Origin of the sequence: Pseudomonas sp. WS 5059 (assembly GCF_012985525.1) — a bacterium.
Classification (GTDB): domain Bacteria; phylum Pseudomonadota; class Gammaproteobacteria; order Pseudomonadales; family Pseudomonadaceae; genus Aquipseudomonas.
On the sequence record NZ_JAAQWO010000004.1, the window covers coordinates 141,800 to 162,844 of the forward strand.

20 protein-coding genes are annotated in these 21,045 nt (G+C 60.2%); 11 read left to right on the top strand and 9 right to left on the bottom strand.

Annotated features, from left to right (window positions below; all coding sequences use genetic code 11):
* Nucleotides 1-326: 326 nt before the first annotated feature.
* Entirely contained in the window at nt 327-1,067 is a 741-nt protein-coding gene (ompR, locus tag HBO12_RS13065; RefSeq protein WP_032856582.1) for an osmolarity response regulator transcription factor OmpR, read from the top strand.
* Nucleotides 1,068-1,183: 116 nt separating this feature from the next.
* Nucleotides 1,184-2,497 (top strand): ATP-binding protein, encoded by a 1,314-nt coding sequence (locus HBO12_RS13070; protein WP_169953894.1) that lies wholly within the window; start codon nt 1,184-1,186, stop codon nt 2,495-2,497.
* A 136-nt stretch (nt 2,498-2,633) separates the two neighbouring features.
* Here the strand turns inward: HBO12_RS13070 and rimK are convergent, their stop codons facing one another.
* Both rimK and rimB read right to left on the bottom strand, forming a co-directional pair.
* A complete protein-coding gene (gene rimK, locus HBO12_RS13075) occupies nt 2,634-3,539 on the bottom strand; it encodes a 30S ribosomal protein S6--L-glutamate ligase (RefSeq protein WP_038445187.1) in 906 nt (301 codons plus the stop codon).
* On the bottom strand, nt 3,536-4,018 hold the full coding sequence (gene rimB / locus HBO12_RS13080) for a retropepsin-like aspartic endopeptidase RimB (RefSeq protein ID WP_029299782.1): 483 nt from the start codon (nt 4,016-4,018) through the stop codon (nt 3,536-3,538). Before rimB ends, rimK begins: the two co-directional genes overlap by 4 nt.
* A gap of 282 nt (nt 4,019-4,300) precedes the next feature.
* Between rimB and HBO12_RS13085 the strand changes: the two genes are divergently transcribed.
* Nucleotides 4,301-4,708, top strand: coding sequence for a S4 domain-containing protein (locus tag HBO12_RS13085; RefSeq protein ID WP_170042339.1), 408 nt, complete (start codon nt 4,301-4,303; stop codon nt 4,706-4,708).
* Nucleotides 4,709-4,809: 101 nt separating this feature from the next.
* Here HBO12_RS13085 and HBO12_RS13090 read toward each other — a convergent pair whose 3' ends face one another.
* Nucleotides 4,810-5,610, bottom strand: a complete 801-nt coding sequence (locus tag HBO12_RS13090; protein WP_170042340.1) for a phosphatase PAP2 family protein — start codon at nt 5,608-5,610, stop codon at nt 4,810-4,812.
* Nucleotides 5,611-5,736: 126 nt separating this feature from the next.
* Between HBO12_RS13090 and hslO the strand changes: the two genes are divergently transcribed.
* Both hslO and HBO12_RS13100 read left to right on the top strand, forming a co-directional pair.
* The gene (gene hslO / locus HBO12_RS13095) at nt 5,737-6,639 is read left to right on the top strand and encodes an Hsp33 family molecular chaperone HslO (protein ID WP_170042341.1); all 903 of its coding nucleotides are present in this window, start codon (nt 5,737-5,739) and stop codon (nt 6,637-6,639) included.
* Nucleotides 6,640-6,818: 179 nt separating this feature from the next.
* On the top strand, nt 6,819-8,360 hold the full coding sequence (locus tag HBO12_RS13100) for a phosphoenolpyruvate carboxykinase (protein WP_057437065.1): 1,542 nt from the start codon (nt 6,819-6,821) through the stop codon (nt 8,358-8,360).
* Between the two features lie 141 nt (nt 8,361-8,501).
* Here the strand turns inward: HBO12_RS13100 and HBO12_RS13105 are convergent, their stop codons facing one another.
* The gene (locus HBO12_RS13105) at nt 8,502-8,858 is read right to left on the bottom strand and encodes a DUF1493 family protein (protein ID WP_169954007.1); all 357 of its coding nucleotides are present in this window, start codon (nt 8,856-8,858) and stop codon (nt 8,502-8,504) included.
* Nucleotides 8,859-9,336: 478 nt separating this feature from the next.
* On the opposite strand from HBO12_RS13105, the gene HBO12_RS13110 reads away from it, so the two are divergent.
* The 3 genes from HBO12_RS13110 (at nt 9,337) to HBO12_RS13120 (ending at nt 13,167) form a co-directional block, all read left to right on the top strand.
* Nucleotides 9,337-10,512 carry a tetratricopeptide repeat protein gene (locus HBO12_RS13110; RefSeq protein WP_170042342.1) on the top strand — a complete coding sequence of 392 codons (1,176 nt, stop codon included), beginning with the start codon at nt 9,337-9,339 and terminating at the stop codon, nt 10,510-10,512.
* A 262-nt stretch (nt 10,513-10,774) separates the two neighbouring features.
* Nucleotides 10,775-12,712: a RecQ family ATP-dependent DNA helicase gene (locus HBO12_RS13115; protein WP_170042343.1), complete on the top strand. Its 1,938-nt coding sequence runs from the start codon at nt 10,775-10,777 to the stop codon at nt 12,710-12,712.
* A gap of 23 nt (nt 12,713-12,735) precedes the next feature.
* Nucleotides 12,736-13,167, top strand: coding sequence for an acyl-CoA thioesterase (locus HBO12_RS13120; RefSeq protein WP_169953888.1), 432 nt, complete (start codon nt 12,736-12,738; stop codon nt 13,165-13,167).
* Nucleotides 13,168-13,301: 134 nt separating this feature from the next.
* On the opposite strand, the gene HBO12_RS13125 is transcribed toward HBO12_RS13120, so the two are convergent.
* The 4 genes from HBO12_RS13125 to HBO12_RS13140 form a co-directional block, all read right to left on the bottom strand.
* The gene (locus HBO12_RS13125) at nt 13,302-13,781 is read right to left on the bottom strand and encodes a glycine zipper domain-containing protein (RefSeq protein WP_169953887.1); all 480 of its coding nucleotides are present in this window, start codon (nt 13,779-13,781) and stop codon (nt 13,302-13,304) included.
* Nucleotides 13,782-14,004: 223 nt separating this feature from the next.
* Entirely contained in the window at nt 14,005-16,353 is a 2,349-nt protein-coding gene (locus HBO12_RS13130) for an FdhF/YdeP family oxidoreductase (RefSeq protein WP_169953886.1), read from the bottom strand.
* Nucleotides 16,350-17,189: a formate dehydrogenase accessory sulfurtransferase FdhD gene (gene fdhD, locus HBO12_RS13135; RefSeq protein WP_170042344.1), complete on the bottom strand. Its 840-nt coding sequence runs from the start codon at nt 17,187-17,189 to the stop codon at nt 16,350-16,352. Before fdhD ends, HBO12_RS13130 begins: the two co-directional genes overlap by 4 nt.
* A 115-nt stretch (nt 17,190-17,304) precedes the next feature.
* Nucleotides 17,305-18,174 (bottom strand): LysR family transcriptional regulator, encoded by an 870-nt coding sequence (locus tag HBO12_RS13140; RefSeq protein ID WP_169953884.1) that lies wholly within the window; start codon nt 18,172-18,174, stop codon nt 17,305-17,307.
* A 134-nt stretch (nt 18,175-18,308) separates the two neighbouring features.
* Here HBO12_RS13140 and lysM point away from each other — a divergent pair, with 134 nt between their 5' ends.
* Entirely contained in the window at nt 18,309-18,749 is a 441-nt protein-coding gene (lysM, locus tag HBO12_RS13145; protein WP_170042345.1) for a peptidoglycan-binding protein LysM, read from the top strand.
* Between the two features lie 66 nt (nt 18,750-18,815).
* On the opposite strand, the gene yrfG is transcribed toward lysM, so the two are convergent.
* Nucleotides 18,816-19,478, bottom strand: coding sequence for a GMP/IMP nucleotidase (gene yrfG / locus HBO12_RS13150; protein ID WP_170042346.1), 663 nt, complete (start codon nt 19,476-19,478; stop codon nt 18,816-18,818).
* 91 nt (nt 19,479-19,569) lie between these two features.
* Here yrfG and nudE point away from each other — a divergent pair, with 91 nt between their 5' ends.
* On the top strand, nt 19,570-20,136 hold the full coding sequence (gene nudE, locus HBO12_RS13155; RefSeq protein WP_170042347.1) for an ADP compounds hydrolase NudE: 567 nt from the start codon (nt 19,570-19,572) through the stop codon (nt 20,134-20,136).
* Nucleotides 20,133-20,969: a 3'(2'),5'-bisphosphate nucleotidase CysQ gene (cysQ, locus tag HBO12_RS13160; RefSeq protein WP_170042348.1), complete on the top strand. Its 837-nt coding sequence runs from the start codon at nt 20,133-20,135 to the stop codon at nt 20,967-20,969. The genes nudE and cysQ overlap by 4 nt, the downstream gene beginning before the upstream one ends.
* Nucleotides 20,970-21,045 lie beyond the last annotated feature (76 nt).

The following is a 21,045-nucleotide window of genomic DNA, read 5'->3' on the forward strand; positions in this document are numbered from 1 at the left end:
TGAAATTCTTGAAAGCAGTGTGCAGGCCCGCAAAATAAGGCCCTGCGCGGCTGGTTGAGCGGCCCGACTGGCGCCGCTGCCTGGGTCAAGAGGCAGCCTATTGACCCTCGAAATCGAAAAAGTCACGACTAGCAGATGAAAAAAACACCAGGCCGGCCTTGGTATTGCCCGGCACTGAGGCGCGGCATTATAACCAGCGATCCGTCCTTGGGGGGATTGCGCCAGGAGCAGGCGTACTGGTGGTTGGAGAAAAATCTGCTAACAATGCGTACCGTGCGTATAACGGCAGCTAAGCCATAATGCGCGCCAGATAAGAGGAGCATCCAATGAGCAGCACTGCACAAACTGCTGAAGGCGAAAAAATTCTCATCGTTGATGACGATCCGGGGCTGAGCAGCCTGCTGGAGCGGTTCTTCACCTCCAAGGGCTACCGTGCCCGCGCGGTGCCGAACACCGAGCAGATGGACCGCCTGCTGGGGCGCGAGGTCTTCAACCTGGTTGTACTCGACCTGATGTTGCCCGGTGAAGACGGCCTGACCGCCTGCAAGCGCCTGCGCAGCACCAACAACCAGATTCCGATCATCATGCTGACCGCCAAGGGCGATGAACTGAGCCGGATCAAGGGCCTGGAACTGGGCGCCGACGATTACCTGGCCAAGCCGTTCAACCCCGACGAGCTGATGGCGCGGGTCAAGGCTGTATTGCGTCGCCAGGCGGCTCCGGTTCCGGGCGCTCCAGGCAGCGAAGACGAAAGCGTGACCTTTGGTGACTACGAGCTGTCGCTGGCCACCCGTGAGCTCAAGCGTGGCGAAGAAGTCCACATGCTCACCACGGGCGAATTCGCGGTACTCAAGGCGCTGGTGATGAACGCTCGCCAACCGCTGACCCGTGACAAGCTGATGAACCTGGCCCGTGGTCGTGAATGGGACGCCCTGGAGCGCTCCATCGATGTGCAGATTTCCCGTCTGCGCCGGATGATCGAGCCGGACCCGTCCAAGCCGCGTTATATCCAGACAGTGTGGGGCGTGGGTTACGTGTTTGTGCCGGATGGCACGGCAACCAAGTAACCGATGATTTGCACATGCGGGTATTCCGGAGTTCGATCCCAGCGGGTCGGCCGGATGCCCGGCGTCTGCAATTCTGCGAGCGTGGCTCGCTCTTGCCAGGTGTCTAGCTGTCTTCTATGAAAACCCCGCTGTGGTTCCCGCAAAGTTTCTTCTCCCGCACCCTTTGGCTGGTGCTGATCGTCGTGCTGTTTTCCAAGGCGCTGACCCTCGTTTACCTGCTGATGAACGAAGACGTGTTGGTAGACCGCCAGTACAGTCACGGTGTTGCGCTGACGTTGCGTGCCTACTGGGCTGCCGACCCGGAGAATCGTGAAAAAATCGCCAAGGCGGCAACCTTGACTCGCGTGGTGGGTGCGGGCGTGCCGGAGGGCGAACAGCATTGGCCCTACAGCGAGATCTACCAGCGCCAGATGCAGGCCGAATTGGGCGAAGACACTGAGGTGCGGCTGCGCATGCATGTTTCACCAGCCTTGTGGGTGCGAGCCCCGAGCCTGGGGGATGGATGGCTGAAAGTGCCGTTGTATCCCCACCCGCTGCGGGGTCAGAAGATCTGGAACGTGCTCGGTTGGTTCCTGGCCATTGGCTTGCTTTCCACTGCGTCGGCCTGGATCTTCGTGCGTCAGCTCAACCAGCCACTCAAGCGCCTGGTATTTGCGGCCAGGCAATTGGGGCAGGGTCGCAGCGTGCGCCTGCCGATCAGCGACACTCCCAGCGAAATGACCGAGGTCTACAGCGCGTTCAACCAGATGGCCGAGGATGTCGAACAGGCCGGTCGTGAGCGTGAGCTGATGCTGGCCGGGGTTTCACACGACCTGCGCACGCCGCTGACACGTTTGCGTCTGTCCCTGGAGTTGATGGGCAACCATACCGACCTGACCGATGACATGGTCCGTGATATCGAAGACATGGATGCGATTCTCGACCAGTTCCTGGCGTTTATCCGCGATGGTCGTGACGAGGTAGTGGAAGAGGTGGACCTGACCGACCTGGTCCGCGAGGTCGTGGCGCCCTACAACCAGAATGGCGAGCAGGTGCACATGCGCCTGGAGCCGATCCAGCCCTTTGCGTTGCGCCGGGTCTCGATGAAGCGCCTGCTGAACAACCTGATCGGCAACGCCTTGCATCACGCGGGGACCGAGGTGGAAGTCGCCGCCTATGTGTCGGGTGACACCAATGCGCCTTATGTGGTGCTGAGTGTCATGGACCGTGGCGCCGGGATCGATCCGGCGGAGCTGGAGGGCATTTTCAACCCCTTTACCCGCGGTGATCGTGCCCGTGGTGGCAAAGGCACCGGCCTGGGCCTGGCGATTGTGCGGCGGATTGCTTCGATGCATGGTGGCAATGTCGAACTGCGTAACCGGGCCGATGGCGGGTTGGAGGCGCGAGTGCGCTTACCATTGGGGCTGATGCTGCCAAGAGATGCGGTCTAAGCCACGACGAAAATCAAATGTGGGAAATGGCTTGCCTGCGAGAAGATGTAACAGTCGACATTGATGTTGAATGTTAGTCAGTCATCGCAGGCAAGCCGGCTCCCACACTGGTTTGTGCTGCCCTAAAGGGAGTGTTTCAGCCCTTGCCTTTGGTACGGGTCATGTTCGGCCCGCTGTTCTTCTCCAGATGCTGAATGATGATCCCCGCCACATCCTTGTTGGTGGTGGTTTCAATCCCTTCCAGGCCCGGTGAAGAGTTCACTTCCATCACCAGCGGCCCGTGGTTCGAGCGCAGGATATCCACGCCCGCCACACTCAAGCCCATGACCTTGGCTGCACGCAGGGCGGTCATGCGTTCTTCCGGAGTAATCTTGATCAGGCTGGCGCTGCCGCCTCGGTGCAGGTTGGAGCGAAATTCTCCCGGCTTGGCCTGGCGTTTCATCGCCGCAATCACCTTGTCCCCCACCACGAAGCAACGGATATCGGCACCGCCGGCCTCCTTGATGTACTCCTGGACCATGATGTTCTGCTTCAGGCCCATGAACGCCTCGATCACCGACTCTGCCGCCGTGGCGGTTTCACACAGCACCACGCCAATGCCCTGGGTGCCTTCCAGTACCTTGATCACCAATGGGGCACCGTTGACCATCTCGATCAGGTCGGGAATGTCATCGGGGGAATGGGCAAAGCCAGTCACTGGCAAGCCGATGCCCCGGCGCGAGAGCAATTGCAGGGAGCGCAGCTTGTCCCGGGAACGGGCAATGGCCACCGATTCGTTGAGTGGAAACACCCCCATCATTTCAAACTGGCGCAGTACCGCGCAGCCGTAGAAGGTCACCGAGGCACCGATACGCGGGATCACCGCGTCGAAGCCTTCCAGTGGTTTGCCCCGGTAGTGGATCTGCGGCTTATGACTGGCAATGTTCATATAGGCGCGCAACGTATCGATCACCACCATCTCATGGCCCCGTTCGGTGCCGGCCTCGACCAGACGACGGGTGGAATACAGACGCGGGTTACGCGACAGCACAGCGATCTTCATGCAACACCTGTGGCAGCAATAGTAGAGACCGGGAACACCGGCTTGTCTTGAACGTACTTGAGCCCCGGGTTGACCACCAACTGGCCGTCGATCAGGGCTTTGGAACCTAGCAACAGGCGGTAACGCATGGTCTTGCGGCAAGCCAGGGTGAACTCCACCCGCCATACCCGATCACCCAGGGCCAGGGTGGTGCTGATGACGTAGCGCACCTGCGCCTGGCCGTTGGAGCTTTTAATGGTTTTCATCGCCACCAGCGGCGCTTCACAGCGCCGGTGACGCAGCTGCACAACGCTGCCCAGGTGGGCGGTGAAACGCACCCACTTTTCACCGTCACGCTCAAAAGGCTCGATCTCGGTGGCATGCAGGCTGGAGGTACTGGCCCCGGTGTCGATCTTCGCGCGCAGGCCCGCCACTCCCAGATCGGGCAGTGCCACCCATTCACGCAGACCGACAACGGTCAAATGGTCAAATGTCTTCAATATGAACAACCGGCAATCAGAAATGTTTCGACGTCACACGACACTAGCGTCCTACTGCTCACAGATTGTGACAACCCAGGAACGTTGACGAGCGCTTGGCGCCGAATTCGCGGTATTCACGCAGAATATTCACCAAATGGCGACAGATATCTTCACGCCACAAAAAACCACGGCTGAGGGGAAACTGCCTGACAGCTGGCGTATCTTAGGTGAGCCTTGGCGTTTGTGCGTCGAAGGGCTTCGACTGTTAAGTTGCGACATTTTTCAGAGCGAGGAATTCAAGTGGCTCAAAAGCAGGAAGAGGACGAAAAAGTCCGTTTGGACAAGTGGCTGTGGGCTGCACGTTTCTACAAGACCCGGGCCATGGCCAAGGCCGCCATCGAGAGCGGCAAGGTGCATTGCCGTGGCGAGCGCTGCAAGCCAGGCAAGGAGCCGCGTGTGGGTGACGAGTTGCAGATCCGCGTCGGGTTTGATGAGAAAACCGTGTTGGTCGAGGCGCTTTCCGTCGTTCGCCGTGGCGCACCCGAAGCCCAGGCACTGTACACCGAGACACCTGCCAGTATTGCCAAGCGCGAGAATGCGGCGGCCATGCGCAAGGCCGGAGCGTTGGGCATGAGCACCGACGGCAAGCCAAGCAAGAAACAGCGCCGCGACCTGTTCAAGTTTCGCGGCAGCGGCAATGACGACTGAATATCGGTTATCTGCTGTAGGAACTGGCTTGCCAGCAATGGCGGTTGCAACAGTTGCAGTGCCGTCGAGGGGCTCTTCGCCGGCAAGCCGGCTCCTACAGGTCAGGCGTTGCGGATCACGCTCAAGCGATTGATCACAGGTACTCGTTGCAACAACCCGAATAACGGTGCGGTCACGCGCAGCAGCCAACCCGACACCTTCGCCGCAAACGGCGTGTAATAACCCCAGCCCAGTGCCAACAACGCCAGCAGCACACCGCCGATATAGTCGTCCTGCCCCCAGTGCGCACCCGCCACCAGGCGCGGCATCATGAACAGCAGCGCCAGGGCCCAGATCAGCACAACCTGGCCAACGCGCTTGGCAAACACGCTCATGAACATCCCCCAGATCAGCAGCACCGAAGCATGATCACCGGGGAAGCTCTGGCTGGAGCGATCCTTCAATTCCCAGGTTTTTTCCAGGTCAGGGAAGTAATCGCTCATGTGGATCGCCCCGCTGATCACCATTGACGGGCTGTTGTGCTGCCAGCCCATCTGCGCCGCGAGCTTGGAAAACAGCATGCGGATAAACAGCAGCAACAGCAGAATCGCGAGGAAGCCGAAAAACGCCTGGCGCACTTCAATCGCCTTGAATACCCATTCGCCGCGAATCAGCAGCATCAGCAGGATCACCCCGACCACCGCATCAAAGGGGCGCAGGCTGGCGATCGCCCATACATGCAGCCAGGCCGGGTTGCTGGCCAGTGGGTCGTTGAGCAGGTGAAACAGCCATTCGTCGAATATCACGCAAAGCATCTGGCCCGCGGGCCATAGCCAAAAACACAGCAGCCCCAGAGCGAGTAAATTGCACAGGGCCAATCGCCCGAGGTTCCACTTGGCTTGGAACAAACCCGGATTGTTCATAAACTGTTTCCTCTTCGCTCTAAACTCTCTTCACCTATCAGAAGAAAATCGCACCAAATTGGTGCTAAAGCGCATAATTTTAGAAACATTGTCATCACTTTGTCATCAATTCAGATACCCAGACCTATGACTGATCTACCGGATACCGACTTCACCCAACGTTTCCTCTTTGACGACAACGACGCGCGTGGCGAACTGGTTGCCCTGGAGCGCAGCTATGCCGAAGTCCTTGCCAAGCACCCCTATCCGGAGCCGGTCGCGCAGTTGCTCGGCGAACTGATGGCCGCCGCGTCGCTGCTGGTGGGCACCATGAAGTTCGATGGCTTGCTGATTCTCCAGGCCCGTTCCGAAGGCCCGGTGCCCATGCTGATGATCGAGTGCTCCAGCAACCGCGAAATCCGTGGCCTGGCCCGGTATGACGCAGACCGGATCCCGGCGGACGCGACCCTGGCCGACCTGATGCCCGACGGCGTGCTGGCGTTGACCATCGACCCGACCGTTGGACAGCGTTACCAGGGCATTGTCGACCTGGACGGTGAAACCCTGTCCGACTGCTTCACCAACTATTTCGTCATGTCCCAGCAGGTGGGCACCCGTTTCTGGCTCAACGCGGACGGCAAGCGTGCCCGTGGCCTGCTGTTGCAACAGCTGCCGGCGGACCGTATCAAGGATGAGGATGAGCGCGAAGAGAGCTGGCGCGGTCTGACCGCCCTGGCCGGTACCCTGACCGCTGAAGAGCTGCTGGGCCTGGACAACGAAACCATCCTGCACCGCCTTTACCACGAAGAAGAAGTGCGCCTGTTCGATGCGCAATCGCTGCGTTTCCACTGCAGCTGTTCCCGCGAGCGTTCGGGCAATGCCCTGGTGAGCCTGGGCCTGGAAGATGCGCAAAACCTGGCGGTAGAGCACGGCGGCAGAATCGAGATCGATTGCCAGTTCTGCAACCAGCGCTACCTGTTCGACGCTGCCGATATCGCCCAATTGTTCGCTGGCGCTGGCGTTGACACCCCTTCGGGCACCCACCACTAAAACGTTTAAGCACAGGTAAATCACCTGACAAACGCCGGATTAGAGGTGTTCTGACGGGAGGGCCCTACTCTTTTTGGGCTTTTCTGGCATAATCCGGCCCACTTTTTTCGCGGTAGTAGTGCGCAACTTTCTACTACAAAACGTTTGGAGCACTCGGCCATAGGCCGACGGGGAACCTCATGACGCAAGCCAATAACGCCGTATACACCGATCTGAGTGTTGACGATCTGGTCAAAGAAGCCCTGCAGCGCGGTGAAGGCGTGCTTGCCGATACTGGCGCGCTGGTCGTAGAAACCGGTCACCGTACCGGTCGTTCGCCGGTCGATCGTTTCATCGTTGAAGAGCCGTCCACCCAGGCTGCCATCGCCTGGGGCCCGATCAACCGCAAGTTCCCGGCCGACAAGTTCGATGCCCTGTGGGCTCGCGTCGAGGCTTTCAACAACGCGCAAGAGCATTTCGTTTCCCACGTGCATGTAGGTTCTGCCGAAGAGCATTACCTGGCCGTGAAAATGACTACCCAGACTGCCTGGCAGAACCTGTTCGGTCGTTGCCTGTTCATCAACCCGGCCCAGTACAACCCGGCCGGGCGTGAAGAGTGGCAAGTGCTCAACGTTGCCAACTTTGAATGCGTCCCTGAGCGTGACGGCACCAACTCCGATGGTTGCGTGATCCTCAACTTCGCCCAGAAAAAAGTCCTGATTGCTGGCATGCGTTACGCCGGCGAGATGAAAAAAGCCATGTTCTCGGTGCAGAACTTCCTGCTGCCGGCCGCTGACGTGCTGCCAATGCACTGCGCTGCCAACATCGGCGAAGAAGGCGATGTGACCTTGTTCTTCGGTCTGTCGGGCACTGGCAAGACCACCCTGTCCGCCGACGAAAGCCGTTACCTGATCGGTGACGACGAACACGGCTGGGGCGAGGGCGTGGTGTTCAATATCGAAGGCGGTTGCTATGCCAAGTGCATCGACCTGTCCGAGAAAAACGAGCCGGTCATCTGGAAAGCCATCAAGCACGGCGCCGTCCTGGAAAACGTGGTGATCGACGATGCCAAGCACGCCGATTACACCAATGTCAGCCTGACCCAGAACAGCCGTGCGGCCTACCCGCTGGAGCACGTTGCCAAGCGTTCCGAGAAGAACCTGGGCGGCGAGCCAAACGCAGTGATCTTCCTGACCTGCGACCTGACTGGCGTGCTGCCACCGGTGTCGATCCTCAACGAAGAACAGGCGGCCTACCACTTCCTGTCCGGCTACACCGCACTGGTGGGCTCGACTGAAATGGGTTCGGGCAGCGGCATCAAGTCGACCTTCTCCACCTGCTTCGGCGCGCCGTTCTTCCCGCGCCCGGCTGGCGAATACGCAGAGCTGCTGATCAAGCGCATCCGTGGCTTCGGCTCCAAGGTCTACCTGGTCAACACCGGCTGGACCGGCGGCGGCTACGGTGTTGGCAAACGCTTCAACATCCCGACCACCCGTGCGGTGATCGCAGCGATCCAGAGCGGCGCGTTGATCGGTGCGCAAACCGAGCACCTGGACACCATCAACCTCGACGTGCCACTGGCCGTACCGGGCGTTGAGACCGGCCTGTTGAACCCACGTAACACCTGGGCTGACAAGGCTGCCTACGACGAAGCAGCGAAGGCCCTGGCCGGCCTGTTCGTCGAGAACTTCAAGAAGTTTGAAGTCAGCGACGCGATCAAGGCAGCGGGTCCGAAGTTGTAAGATTCGGTAGCTGTTAAAAAGCCGCCCCTAGTGGGCGGCTTTTTTGTGCGCGAAACAGTTTTGTAGGAACCCGGCTTGCGGGCGAAGAGCCTGAGAACAAAGCGGTGCACCAGTCATCCCACATTAATTCCCCAGCGCTCTTCAGCTCAGGTTTTCCAGCGTCTGCGTATCCCAGCTATGGGTCTTGATAGCCAGGTAGAGCATGCCGATGGTGAGTGGCGTCTTCTCGCCGCGGCCCTTGGCGCGGTGTTTCAGGAATACATCGAATACCGGCGGATTGAAGTAACGATAAGCATCATAGTCACCCAGGTCGAGATCAAATGCCTGCTCCAGAGTCTCCATAAACTGCCTGGCTTCTGCGCCGTCGCAACCGAGGTCAAAGTTGAGCGAGGTTTTAAGGCGGATGGTCTTGTGCTTGGGCAGGCCGATTTCTTCGTGCAGCAATTGCAGGAGCTGCTGCATGACAGGGTCTTGGGGGAAGTTGGGGGCCAGATTCATGGTGGGGGCACGCGGGAGTGGGTCAGAGGGATGGTCGCCTTGCTGGCGCAGTTTGTTTCGGCTGATGAAGAGCGCCAAGCCTATCAAGATCAGGGCAAAGAAGATCGCCGACTGTAAGAAGAGCATCGGACTATGACTCATGTGTGTACACATGCATTGAGAGGCTTGATGGCTGAGCATCGCTCACGGACTTTTACCGAGCAGATGGCGAAGGCGCTAGTTTCGGTCAGGGTTGGCTGATTCTGTAGAGGGTCAAGTGTAGGTTGGAGGAAGTTTGGGAAGCGTATGGGTCCCGGCTTGGCGATTTCCTACGGAGGCTTCCGAAGTTTGCGATTTGGCTGCGGGGCACCCTGGCGCAGGTGGGATAAAAACCACGTCACATTCTGTATAAAATCCCGGCAAAACCCCTGAATTCAGCGTATGTTTCACCGCAAAATCTTGTAGGGCGATTCCGCCCACTACTTAAAGGGAGTTAAGCATGGGTTTGCTTCGTGTCGCCTCGGCGATGTCATTGTGTGCGGTGGCGTTTTCGGTCCAGGCCGAGCAGTTGCCGATCGAGGTGCTCAGTGCGGTGGTCAAGGACCAGAAAATCGCCGACGCCGAAGTCTTGCTGCAACGCAACGGCGCACAGAATGTGGTGGGGCGCACCAATGCCCAGGGCCAAGTCACCCTCACCAGCGAAGTTGCCGATGGTGCCGACAACCTGCTGATCATCAAGAAGCCCGGCTACTCCAACCTGGTGGTCAAGTGCCCGTGCAAAGGCATGACCTATGCCATCAGCCCGGTGATGGAAAACCTCGACGGCCTGCGTGTGGTACTGACCTGGGGGCAATCGCCTTCGGACCTCGACTCCCACATGATCTTCCCCGGCAACAATATCTACTTCAACAGCAAGACCGGCACCGATGCCGAGCTGGATGTGGATGACACCGACAGCTACGGCCCGGAAACCATCACCCTGCAGAAAAAACACTACGGCGAAAGCTACGTGTACGCCGTGCATGACTTCTCCAACCGCACCGATACCGGTTCCACGGCGCTGTCCGAAAGCCAGGCCAAGGTATTTGTGTACATGGGCCAGTCCCTGGTCCGCACTTACTACGTGCCGATCAATCGCACCGGTAACTTGTGGACTGTGTTCCGCATGACCGGCAGCGGTGACTTCCAGGACATCAATACCTTCACCGGCGTGCTGGTCGAGGCCAAGGATGTGCTCAACGAAGTCAAACCCCTGCTCAACGACAGCGTTGCCGTGGATGCCGTGGTGGTCAGTTCGGCGGTACAGGGTGATGCGAAAAAGCTGAACCTCAAAGGCGAAGCGGCCTACCAGGCCGGTAACCTGGACCAGGCGATCGACTACTTCCGCCAGGCCATCGAGCTGGATAATTCCTTCGGTAAAGCCTACGGCAATCTCGGCCTGGCCTATCAGAAAGCCGGAAACACCGCCGAGTCGATCTGGGCCAACCGCAAGGCGATTGCCCTGGCCAGCGGCCCGACAGCCGCCACCGTGCGTGCCGGGTCCTACTACAACATCGCGCGGATCTACGAAGCGGCCGGGCAGTTTGCCGATGCGTTGCGTCACTACCAATTGGCCAAGGAACAGAAGGCCAACCCGGTGTATGACAAAGCCATTGAGCGTGTGCAAAACCGCTGATCGAGCGGTAGCAAAGGGCTGAAAATGTGGGAGCGGGCTTGCCCGCGATAGCGGTGTAACAGTCAACAGAGGTATCGACTGGGGCACCGCTATCGCGGGCAAGCCCGCTCCCACATTTGTTTTGGGGGGGTCTGTAGATTGTCGGTTCACCCTCGCAGCCTGTGTATCATCCTGTCTCTCTTTTCCTCGCGACCTTTTTCGATCCGCTGAAAATACCGGGCTATGTTTTAGGCCTGTTCAGCGGTCAATGGAGTGACAGCTCATGCACGACACCCTCCAACAGGTCTTTGGTTATCCACAGTTTCGCCCTGGCCAGGAGGCGGCTGTCAGCGCCGTGCTGGCCGGTCGTTCGGCGGCGGCGATCTTTCCCACAGGTTCTGGCAAATCCCTCTGTTACCAGCTCTCAGCCGTGCTGCTGCCGCACCTGACACTGGTGGTGTCGCCACTGTTGGCGTTGATGCAGGACCAACTGGGCTTTTTGCAGCGTCATGGTATTTCGGCCGGCAGCATCGATTCGACGCAAAGTCGTGATCAGGCCAATGACGTAATGGCCCGCGCTCGCTCCGGCGAGCTGAAGATCCTGATGATTTCCGTAGAGCGCCTGAAGAACGAGCGCTTTCGCAACTTTTTGCAAAGCGTTTCGATTTCATTATTGGTGGTGGACGAGGCGCACTGTATTTCCGAATGGGGCCATAATTTCCGCCCGGACTACCTCAAGCTCCCCGACTACCAGCGCCAGTTCAAGATTCCCCAGGCGCTGCTGTTGACCGCCACCGCCACACCCAAGGTGATTGTGGACATGCAGGCCAAGTTCGCCATCGCCCCCGCAGACGTGATCACCACCGGTTTCTATCGACCCAACCTCAACCTGCTGGTGGAACCGGTCAGCGGCGCAGACAAACGCCGGCGCCTGGTGGAGTGGATGGGCGAGCGGGCCAACCAGCCGAGCATCGTCTACGTCACCTTGCAGAAAACCGCCGAGCAGATCGCCGAGCATCTGAATCGCCATGGCATCCAGGCCGAGGCCTATCACGCAGGTTTGCCCCACGATAAGCGCGAGGGCATCCAGCATCGGTTCATGGGCGGCCAGTCCAATTGCATCGTCGCCACCATTGCCTTTGGCATGGGTATCGACAAGAGCGATATCCGCAACGTTGTGCATTTCGACCTGCCCAAATCCATCGAGAACTACAGCCAGGAAATCGGCCGGGCCGGGCGCGATGGCCAGCCTTCCGAGTGCCTGGTGCTGGCCAACCGCGACAGCCTTAATGTGCTGGAGAACTTTGTGTACGGCGATACGCCGGAGCAGGAAGGCATTCGGTTGGTGCTGGAAGAACTGCTGGCGGCCGCTGATGACGGGCAATGGGAGTTTCTGCTGAGGTCATTGGCAGAGCTGAGCAACATCCGCGAGCTACCCCTCAAGACCTTGCTGGTGCAATTGGAACTCAAGGGGGTCATTGCACCGCGCTATGCGTTTTATGCCGAGTATCGCTTCAAGTACCTGGTGGAGCCGGAGGTGTTGCTGGCGCGTTTTTCCGGGGAGCGGCAGCAGTTTGTCGCCGCGATCATCCAGGTGTGCAAACGAGCTAGGAGCTGGGCCACCGTGGATTTCGACGCGCTTTATCAACAGCACCAGGCCGAGCGTGGCCGGGTGGTCAAGGCGCTGGACTATTTCCAGGAACAGGGCCTGATCGAGCTGGAAAGCAAGCAGATGACCGAAGTCTATAGCCTGCTCGATAGCGGGTTTGACCTCCAGGCCTTGAGCGAAGAGTTATACACAGGCTTCAAGCAGCACGAAGCCACGGAAGTGGCGCGCATCCATGGGATGCTGGCGTTGTTTGCCAGCGAACGCTGCCTGGGCTATCGGTTGGCGGAGTACTTTGGCGATGCCGAGGCGCCGCGCCAGTGCGGGCATTGTTCGGTGTGTCATGGCCAAGTCGCCCATCTGCCGGCACCACCGGGGCTGGCACCGCTTGTGGATAAAAATTTCCAGGGGCTGTGCGGGGATTTTATCCACAGGCATCATCAGCACACCGGCAGCCTGCCAGGGGCGGAACGCCTGACGCGGTTTCTATGCGGGATCAGCGTGCCGCTGTTTACCAAGCTCAAGGCCCGGGGGATTCCAGGATCTGGCGTGCTGGAAGAATATCCGTATGCCCAGGTGCGGGATTGGGCCGAGACCCATCTGAGCGACCTGTAAATTCACTTCAACGAGACTTGTCCATGCCTGACTCAATGCCGCAGCGTGCCGATTACCGTCACTTCCAGCCGATCATTACGCGCTGGCACGACAATGACGTGTATGGGCATGTGAATAACGTCACCTACTACAGCTTTTTCGACACGGCGGTGAACACCTACCTGATCGAACAGGGCGGGCTGGATATCCATGACGGCGAAGTGGTGGGGTTTGTGGTGAGTTCGGCGTGCGACTACTTTGCCTCGGTTGCCTTTCCCGACCGTATCGATATCGGCCTGCGGGTGGGCAAGTTGGGCAACAGTTCTGTGCAGTACGAGTTGGCGGTGTTCAAGGCCGGCGAGGATGAGGCCTGTGCGGCGGGGCGGTTTGTGCATGTGTTTGTGGACCGGGCGACGAACCAGCCGGTGACGATTCCACAGGTACTGCGCGAAGCACTGCAACACCTGGCGGTCTGACTGCGGCCTGCGAAACAATGAAGAGCTAATGTGGGAGCCGGGCTTGCCCGCGATAGCGCAGTGTCAGGCCACCTATTGGTTGCTGGCATTGCGCTATCGCCGGCAAGCCAGCTCCCACATTGAGTTTGCTGTGTTCACCGGTGACGGTAGTGATGCTTGTTCTTGCGATGGCCATAAGCATGCCCACGGCCACGATGATCATCACGGTCATAGCGACGGTTATCACGCCCGCGATCGCGGCGGTCGTCGTCATCGCTCTTGTTGCCCATATAGTTACCCAGTGCGCCGCCAGCGCCACCGCCTGCTGCTGCGCCGATCAAGCTGCCGGTGCTACCGCCGACACTGCGCCCGACCACGTTGCCGCCCGCTGCGCCCAGTGCACCGCCAATGGCTGCTTCGCCACGGCTGCGTTTGTCTGCGCCTACTGCGCTACCGCCAGCGCCGCCCAGGGCTGCACCAATGGCCGAACCGGTATTGCCGCCGATCTGCTGGCCGACGACAGAACCTAAAACCCCGCCCAATGCGCCGCCTACACCGGCTTCGGTGGTGCCACCGGCCATGGCTGCGCCACTGACCAGGCCAAGGGACAACAAGAGAATCGAGGAGAACTTCATAGGTGAACCTCAAGGGGATGACGGCGCGATCCTGAGGTTGTCGGAATATTCTTACAATCGAATTCCGACCAGTGGTGCAGGTTGTATACAATTAGCTAAGTTGCTGTTTTATCTAGGGAACTTAAGTCGTTTTTGCCGGTCTTTAGTTACTTCGCAACGGCCGCTTTTATACAAAAGCGGCCTTTTTTGTGCCCGTGAAGATCGTTCCCAGCCATGGAGACGATCAGGCAGTTCGGGCCATGATCAAACCCTTGTCGCTGGCCGCTTCCAGGCGAATCGCCACGAACTTGGAGGTAGGCGTATGGCTACCATCCCCGGTGCTTTCCAACGGCACCAGCGGGTTGACCTCCGGGTAATAGGCCGCTGCCTGCCCCGCCGGAATATCGAACGCCAGCAAGGTAAAACCCTTGACCCGGCGTTCACGGCCATCATCCCAGATCGACACGATATCGGCCTTCTGCCCCGGCTTGAAGCCCAGGCGGATGATGTCGGCTTCGTTGACGAACAGCACGTCGCGCTGGCCCTTGACCCCACGATAACGGTCATCCAGGCCGTAGATGGTGGTGTTGTACTGATCGTGGGAACGCATGGATTGCATGATCAGGTCGGGCAACTGGCCAGTGGCACGGGTGCGTTCATGCACCAGGTCCTTGGGCAGGATGTTGGCGCGGAAATTCGCCCGGCCTGACGGGGTATTCCAGCGGCGGGCGCCGGCGCTGTTGCCCAGGTAGAAACCGCCTGGGTGCTGCACACGCTCGTTGAAGTCCTTGAAGCCGGGGATGGTGTCGGCGATCAAGTCGCGGATGCGGCGGTAATCGGCCACCAGCCAGTTCCAGTCCACCGGCTTGCTACCCAGGGTGGCGGCGGCGATGCCGGCGAGAATGGCCGGTTCCGACTTCATCAGTTTCGACAGCGGCTGCAACTGGCCATTGGAGGCGTGCACCATGCTGAACGAGTCTTCCACCGTTACCGCTTGCGGGCCATCGGCCTGGATATCGATGTCGGTGCGGCCCAGGCACGGCAGGATCAAGGCCTGCTTGCCGTGGGCCAGGTGGCTGCGATTGAGCTTGGTGCTGATCTGCACCGTCAGGTCGCAGTTGCTCAAGGCCTGGAAGGTGCGAGGGCTGTCGGGCGTCGCTTGGGCGAAGTTGCCACCCAGGCCGATAAACACTTTGGCGCGGCCTTCGAGCATGGCGTGGATCGCTTCGACCACGTTATGCCCGTTGTCCCGGGGCACCTTGAACTGGAAGCGACGCTCCAGGGCATCCAGGAAGGCCACGGGTGGCCGTTCGTTGATCCCCATGGTGCGGTCGCCCTGCACGTTACTGTGGCCACGCACCGGACACAGGCCGGCACCGGGGCGGCCAATGTTGCCGCGCAGCAGCATCAGGTTGGCGATTTCCTGGATGGTCGGCACCGAGTGCCGATGCTGGGTGATGCCCATCGCCCAGCACATGATCACGTTCTTGCCTTTGGCGTACATGCGCGCCGCTTGCTCGATTTCCACCAGGCTCAGGCCGGATTGCTCGACGATTTCATCCCAGGAGGTGTCGTCGATCTTGGCCAGGTAATCCAGCACATTGATCGTGTGTTCATTGAGGAAGTCGTGGTCGAACACTGCCTCCTTGCCTTCGGCCTGGGCCTGGCGCTCCCACAGCAGCAGGAACTTGGCCATGCCGCGCAGGATCGCCATGTCGCCCCCCAGCGCCGGACGGAAATACGCGGTGTTGGTCGGCTTGTCGCCGTTGGTGAGCATTTCCAGCGGGTGCTGCGGGTGCTGGAAACGTTCCAGGCCACGCTCCTTGAGCGGGTTGATACACACCACCTGGGCGCCGCGCTTCACCGCTTCGCGCAGCGGTTCGAGCATGCGCGGGTGGTTGGTGCCGGGGTTCTGGCCCCAGACGAAAATCGCGTCGGCGTGCTCGAAATCATCAAACGTCACAGTGCCTTTGCCGACACCTACGCTTTGCGCCAGGGCCACGCCGCTGGCTTCGTGGCACATGTTCGAGCAGTCCGGGAAGTTGTTGGTGCCGTAGGCGCGCACGAACAACTGATACAGGTACGCCGCTTCATTGCTGGCCCGGCCCGAGGTATAGAACTCGGCCATGTCCGGGCTTGGCAGGGCTCGCAGGTGCTGGCCGATCAGGTCGAAGGCCGACTCCCAACTGATGGGTTTGTAGCGGTCGGTCTGGGCGTCATAGCTCATCGGCTCGGTCAGGCGGCCCTGGTATTCCAGCCAATAGTCGCTCTGCTCCAGCAGTGCGCTGACACTGTGTTTGGCGAAGAACGCCGCATCTACCCGGCGCTTGGTGGCTTCCCAGTTGACCGCCTTGGCGCCGTTCTCGCAGAACTTGACCATGCCGCTTTCCGGCGAGTCACCCCAGGCGCAACCTGGGCAGTCGAAGCCGCCGTTCTGGTTAGTCTTGAGCATCATGCGGATATTTTTCAGCGCGTTATCGCTGGTCAGCCACGCCTGCGCCACGCTGATCAGCGCGCCCCAGCCGCCAGCCGGGCCTTTATAGGGCTTGTAGCGCGGGGTCGGGGTTTGGTCGGCTTGGTGATGATTGCTCATGGCTGGTACTCCATCGCAGGGCTGTAGACCCGCGGCGCGCTTTTTTGCGGCAGGTGGATGAGATTGAGGTTGTGCCGGCGCGCCCATTGCAGGGCCAGGCCGGTGGGCGATGACAGGCTGACCAGGGTCTGGATGCCTGCGCGCAGGACTTTCTGGATCAATTCGAGACTGCAACGGCTGGTGACAATTGCCACGCCGCCTGCGGTCGGGATGCGCTGGCGGACCAGGGCGCCGATCAGTTTGTCGAGGGCGTTATGCCGGCCGATATCTTCGCGGCCCAGCAGCAGTTCGCCCTGGTTATCCATGAACACCGCCGCATGCACCGCGCCGCTGTACTGGCCCAGCGGCTGAAAGGCACTGATGCGCTGGCGTAAGCCCTCCAGCCAGGCAGCAGGCGGCAGCGGTGCGCCCGGCAGCACCTGAAGGTCCGGCAGCGCCTGCTCCAGGGCTTGCACGCCACACAGGCCGCAGCCGCTGGTGCCGGCCAGTTGCCTGCGCTGTTGCTTGAGGTTCCAGAAGGCGCGGCTGCAGATCTGTACCTGGGCGTACTGGGCCGATCCTGCGCCGCTCAGTTGCAGGTCATAGATATCGCTGATGTCGCTGATGATGCCGCTGCCCAGGCTGAAGCCGACGATAAAGTCTTCAAGATCGGTGGGCGTCACCAGCATTACCGCCTGGTTGATGTCGTTATAGGCAATCGCCAACGCGACTTCCTCGGCCAGCGCGGTGCTGGCCGATTCCGTATGGTCGAGGTTGCAGTATTGATAACTCTGGCTGGCGGCAGGCGCGGGCGTTGTCAGGGCGGGCGCCGCGCATGCTGGGCGCTGGGCGTTCATCAAGTCTAGTCACCGGCGAAGTGTTCAGAGTGAAGACTAGGCGCGACAAAGGGTCGCGTCTAATCGTCAGTACTGATCTACCGATAGATGACGTCGATCAAGGCTTTGCCAGCGATTACTGATAAAGCGCGAAACACGCCTCGGCCAACGCCGAGCGCGGCGCGCTGCGGCGCATGATCAGCCCCAGCTTGGCCAGGGTTTGCGCGTTTTCGATGGGTTGCAGGCGCAGGTGTTCGGTCAGGGCGTCGAGGCCGCCATCCAGCGGCATCACCGCACAACACAGGCCGCCGTGCACGGCCTGCAGCAACTGATGGACGGCATCGGTTTGCAGCAGAGGTTGCGGCGTCAGGCCCCGGCTGTGGAAGTTATGGTCGATGGACTGGCGAAAGTGCATGCCACTGGTGAGCATGCCCAGGGGCAGTTCGATCAGCGCCTCCCAGCTCAGGGGCTTTTCGCCGAAGCTGAAGAACCGTTGGTCGTACAGCAGGCCCATGCGGGTTTCTTCCAGGGCCAGGGAGTCAAAGCGCTCGGCGTCCAGGCGCTCGAGGTAGGACACGCCCAGGTCCAACCGATTGCTCGCCAGTTGTTCGAGGATTTGTTCGGAACTCAACGCTGATAACTCAAATCGCAGGCTGGGGTGTTGCTTGTGCAGTTGTTGCATCAAGGCCAGCGGATCAAAGCTCGACAGCGGCACCACGCCCAGGCGCAGTGTCCCCACCAGGTTGCCCCGGCAGGCGGCGGCTTCGGCCTGCAGGCCGTCGTAGGCTGCCAGCACCGTCCGCGCCCAGGCCAGCACCCGCTCGCCGGGGGCGGTAAAGCCCTCGAAACGCTGGCCGCGGTTGACCAGCGGTAGCTCCAGCTCTTCTTCCAGGCTGCGCAGGCGCATCGACAGGGTCGGCTGGGTAATGTGGCAGCGCGCGGCTGCCTGGCCGAAGTGACGGGTTTCGTCGAGGGCGATGAGGAATTTCAGCTGTTTGATGTCCATCTTCGCTCCGGGGCTCTTATTCCAATAGCGGGGGGATTCTAGCGCGTTTGCGTCATTGGTCGGGCTGGAACCAAGGTCTGTAAGACTGGTCTAGTCTTTGGCATCTGGAAACCTAATCCCAAGGAGAGCGCACTATGAGTCTTTTTAGCTTTATCAAAGAAGCCGGCGAGAAAATCGTTGATCTGTTGACGCCGGGTAATGCGAACGCGAGTGAACAGTTGAAGGATCACGTTGCCAAGGTCGGCCTGGGTAACCCGAATGTGCAGACCACGGTGGATGGCGACAAGGTGACGGTGACCGGTGAAGTCGCCACCCAGGAGGAGAAAGAGAAGATTCTGCTGGCGCTGGGCAATATTGCTGGCGTGGCTACCGTGGAAGATAAAATCACTGTGTCGGGCCCTGTTGTTGCGGCTGCCCGCTTTGTCGTGGTGAAAAAGGGCGACACTTTGAGCGCGATCGCCAAAATTGAGTACGGCGACGCCAACAAGTACAACAAAATCTTCGAGGCCAACAAGCCGCTGTTGTCGCACCCGGACAAAATCTACCCAGGGCAGACTCTGCGTATTCCTGAGTAATACCCAAGGCAACTAAATAATGTGGGAGCGGGCTTGCCCGCTCCCACAGGGGTGTTACACATAGTTTTAGAGCCCGCTGATCAATTCCCGGTAATCCCCGACCGCATCGAACTCCGCCGTATCCTTGGGCCCTTTGCGGCTGTCCGGCTGTTTGACCGCCAGCAAATGCCCCACCCCGAAATCCCGCGCACTGCGCAGAATCGGCAAGGTGTCGTCGATAAACAGGCTGCGCGCCGGGTCAAAATCGATATCCGCTTGCAGGGCGTCCCAGAACTGCGGGTTTTCCTTGGCAAAGCCATAGTCGTGGGAGCTGATCAGCCGCTCGAAATACGGCGCCAGCTCAATGCGTTCCAGCTTCAGCGACAGCGAGTCGCGGTGGGCGTTGGTGATCAGGATCACGCGCTTGCCAGCCTGTTTGATCGCCGCCAGAAAGGTATCGGCGTCCGGTCGCAGGGCGATCAGGTGGGCGGTTTCCAGCTTGAGTTCGCGCACCGGGATCTGCAGTTCGGCGCTCCAGAAATCCAGGCAATACCATTGCAACTGGCCAGCGTTACGCTCGAACAGCGGCTGCAACTCCATCTCGGCCATGGCCTGGCTCACCCCGTGCAGTTCGGCATAGCGCCGGGGCAGGTGTTCCATCCAGAAGTGGTTGTCGAAATGCAGGTCGAGCAAGGTGCCGTCCATGTCCAGCAAGACGGTATCGATATCAGACCAGGGCAGTGGCGGCATGGTGGGCTCTCAAGCAGGTAAGTAAATACATCCGACACAGACAATCGGAAAAGCCACGGTATAGTAACCCGATCACGCCAAGGAGCCCTTTATGCGCCAGAAACCCACCGTCCTCGCCCGCGAAATTGTCGCCAGTAGTCGTTTGTTCCGCGTGGAGCAAGTGCAGTTGCGCTTTTCCAATGGCGTTGAACGGACCTACGAGCGCCTGGTGGGCCGGGGTGCAGGGTATGGCGCGGTGATGATCGTGGCGATGATCGACGCTGACCACGCGCTGCTGGTGGAGGAATACTGCGGTGGCACGGATGAGTATGAACTGTCCTTGCCCAAGGGCCTGATCGAACCGGGCGAAGATGTGCTGGCGGCGGCAGACCGTGAACTCAAGGAAGAAGCAGGCTACGGCGCACGGCAGTTGGAGCACTTGACCGAGCTGTCCCTGTCCCCCGGCTATATGAGCCAGAAAATCCAGGTGGTGCTGGCCACCGAGCTGTACGAAGAACGCCTGGAGGGCGACGAGCCCGAGCCGATGCGCGTGGACCGGGTCAACCTGCGCGAACTGGCGCAACTGACGCAGAACCCGCAGTTCAGCGAAGGCCGTGCCCTCGCCGCGCTGTACCTGGTGCGGGACCTGCTGACCCAGCGCGGGGCCTACCAGCCATGAGCGAATTGTTCCTCGGCCACGCCTACATCGCCCCCGTGATTGAACTGGCTCGCCAGGCCGGCGAGGTCATCCTGCCGTATTGGCGCGCCGATGTGGCCGTGACAGCCAAGGCCGATGATTCGCCAGTCACCGCCGCCGACCTGGCCGCCCACCACCTGATTCTCGCCGGCCTCACCGCGCTGGACCCCAGCATCCCGGTGCTGTCGGAAGAAGATGCCGACATTGACCAGAGCGTGCGTGCCCGTTGGCAGCGCTGGTGGCTGGTGGACCCGCTGGATGGCACCAAGGAATTTATCAGCGGCAGTGAAGAATTCACCGTCAACATCGCCTTGATCGAACAGGGACGGGTGGTGTTCGGCGTGGTGTCGATGCCCACCAGTGGCCGCTGCTACTTCGGCGGCGCGGGCCTTGGGGCGTGGCGCTCCGACGTGAATGCCGCGCCCCGGCCGATCCAGGTGCGCCAGAAGCCAGTCGCAGGCGAAGCGTTCACCGTGGTCGCCAGCCGTCGCCATACCAGCCCCGAACAGGAGCGCTTGCTCGATGGGTTGAGCCAAGGGCTGGGGGAGTTGAAGCTGGCCAATATCGGCAGCTCGTTGAAGTTTTGCCTGTTGGCCGAAGGCAGCGCCGATTGTTATCCGCGCCTGGCGCCGACGTCGCAGTGGGACACCGCTGCGGCCCAGGGCGTGCTGGAAGGTGCGGGCGGCGAAGTGCTGGAATTGAATGGCCAGCCGTTCAGCTACCCGGCGCGCGAGTCGCTGCTGAACCCGTTCTTCCTGGCCTTGCCGGCCAAGGCCGCCTGGCGCGAGCGTTTGCTGGCCCTGGCAAGGTCATAAACCGCCGCGATCAAAAATGTGGGAGCGGGCTTGCTCGCGAAAGCGGTGTATCAGCCAATACAAGTGCTGACTGATA

Bases quoted from the DNA above. Each gene is read 5' to 3' on its own strand.
- HBO12_RS13115 (WP_170042343.1), top strand. From the start codon at position 10,775: ATGCACGACACCCTCCAACAGGTCTTTGGTTATCCACAGTTTCGCCCT.
- HBO12_RS13120 (WP_169953888.1), top strand. From the start codon at position 12,736: ATGCCTGACTCAATGCCGCAGCGTGCCGATTACCGTCACTTCCAGCCG.
- HBO12_RS13125 (WP_169953887.1), bottom strand. From the start codon at position 13,781: ATGAAGTTCTCCTCGATTCTCTTGTTGTCCCTTGGCCTGGTCAGTGGC.
- HBO12_RS13090 (WP_170042340.1), bottom strand. From the start codon at position 5,610: ATGAACAATCCGGGTTTGTTCCAAGCCAAGTGGAACCTCGGGCGATTG.
- hslO (WP_170042341.1), top strand. From the start codon at position 5,737: ATGACTGATCTACCGGATACCGACTTCACCCAACGTTTCCTCTTTGAC.
- HBO12_RS13140 (WP_169953884.1), bottom strand. From the start codon at position 18,174: ATGGACATCAAACAGCTGAAATTCCTCATCGCCCTCGACGAAACCCGT.
- HBO12_RS13110 (WP_170042342.1), top strand. From the start codon at position 9,337: ATGGGTTTGCTTCGTGTCGCCTCGGCGATGTCATTGTGTGCGGTGGCG.
- fdhD (WP_170042344.1), bottom strand. From the start codon at position 17,189: ATGAACGCCCAGCGCCCAGCATGCGCGGCGCCCGCCCTGACAACGCCC.
- ompR (WP_032856582.1), top strand. From the start codon at position 327: ATGAGCAGCACTGCACAAACTGCTGAAGGCGAAAAAATTCTCATCGTT.
- lysM (WP_170042345.1), top strand. From the start codon at position 18,309: ATGAGTCTTTTTAGCTTTATCAAAGAAGCCGGCGAGAAAATCGTTGAT.
- rimK (WP_038445187.1), bottom strand. From the start codon at position 3,539: ATGAAGATCGCTGTGCTGTCGCGTAACCCGCGTCTGTATTCCACCCGT.
- HBO12_RS13130 (WP_169953886.1), bottom strand. From the start codon at position 16,353: ATGAGCAATCATCACCAAGCCGACCAAACCCCGACCCCGCGCTACAAG.
- HBO12_RS13100 (WP_057437065.1), top strand. From the start codon at position 6,819: ATGACGCAAGCCAATAACGCCGTATACACCGATCTGAGTGTTGACGAT.
- yrfG (WP_170042346.1), bottom strand. From the start codon at position 19,478: ATGCCGCCACTGCCCTGGTCTGATATCGATACCGTCTTGCTGGACATG.
- HBO12_RS13070 (WP_169953894.1), top strand. From the start codon at position 1,184: ATGAAAACCCCGCTGTGGTTCCCGCAAAGTTTCTTCTCCCGCACCCTT.
- cysQ (WP_170042348.1), top strand. From the start codon at position 20,133: ATGAGCGAATTGTTCCTCGGCCACGCCTACATCGCCCCCGTGATTGAA.
- nudE (WP_170042347.1), top strand. From the start codon at position 19,570: ATGCGCCAGAAACCCACCGTCCTCGCCCGCGAAATTGTCGCCAGTAGT.
- HBO12_RS13105 (WP_169954007.1), bottom strand. From the start codon at position 8,858: ATGAATCTGGCCCCCAACTTCCCCCAAGACCCTGTCATGCAGCAGCTC.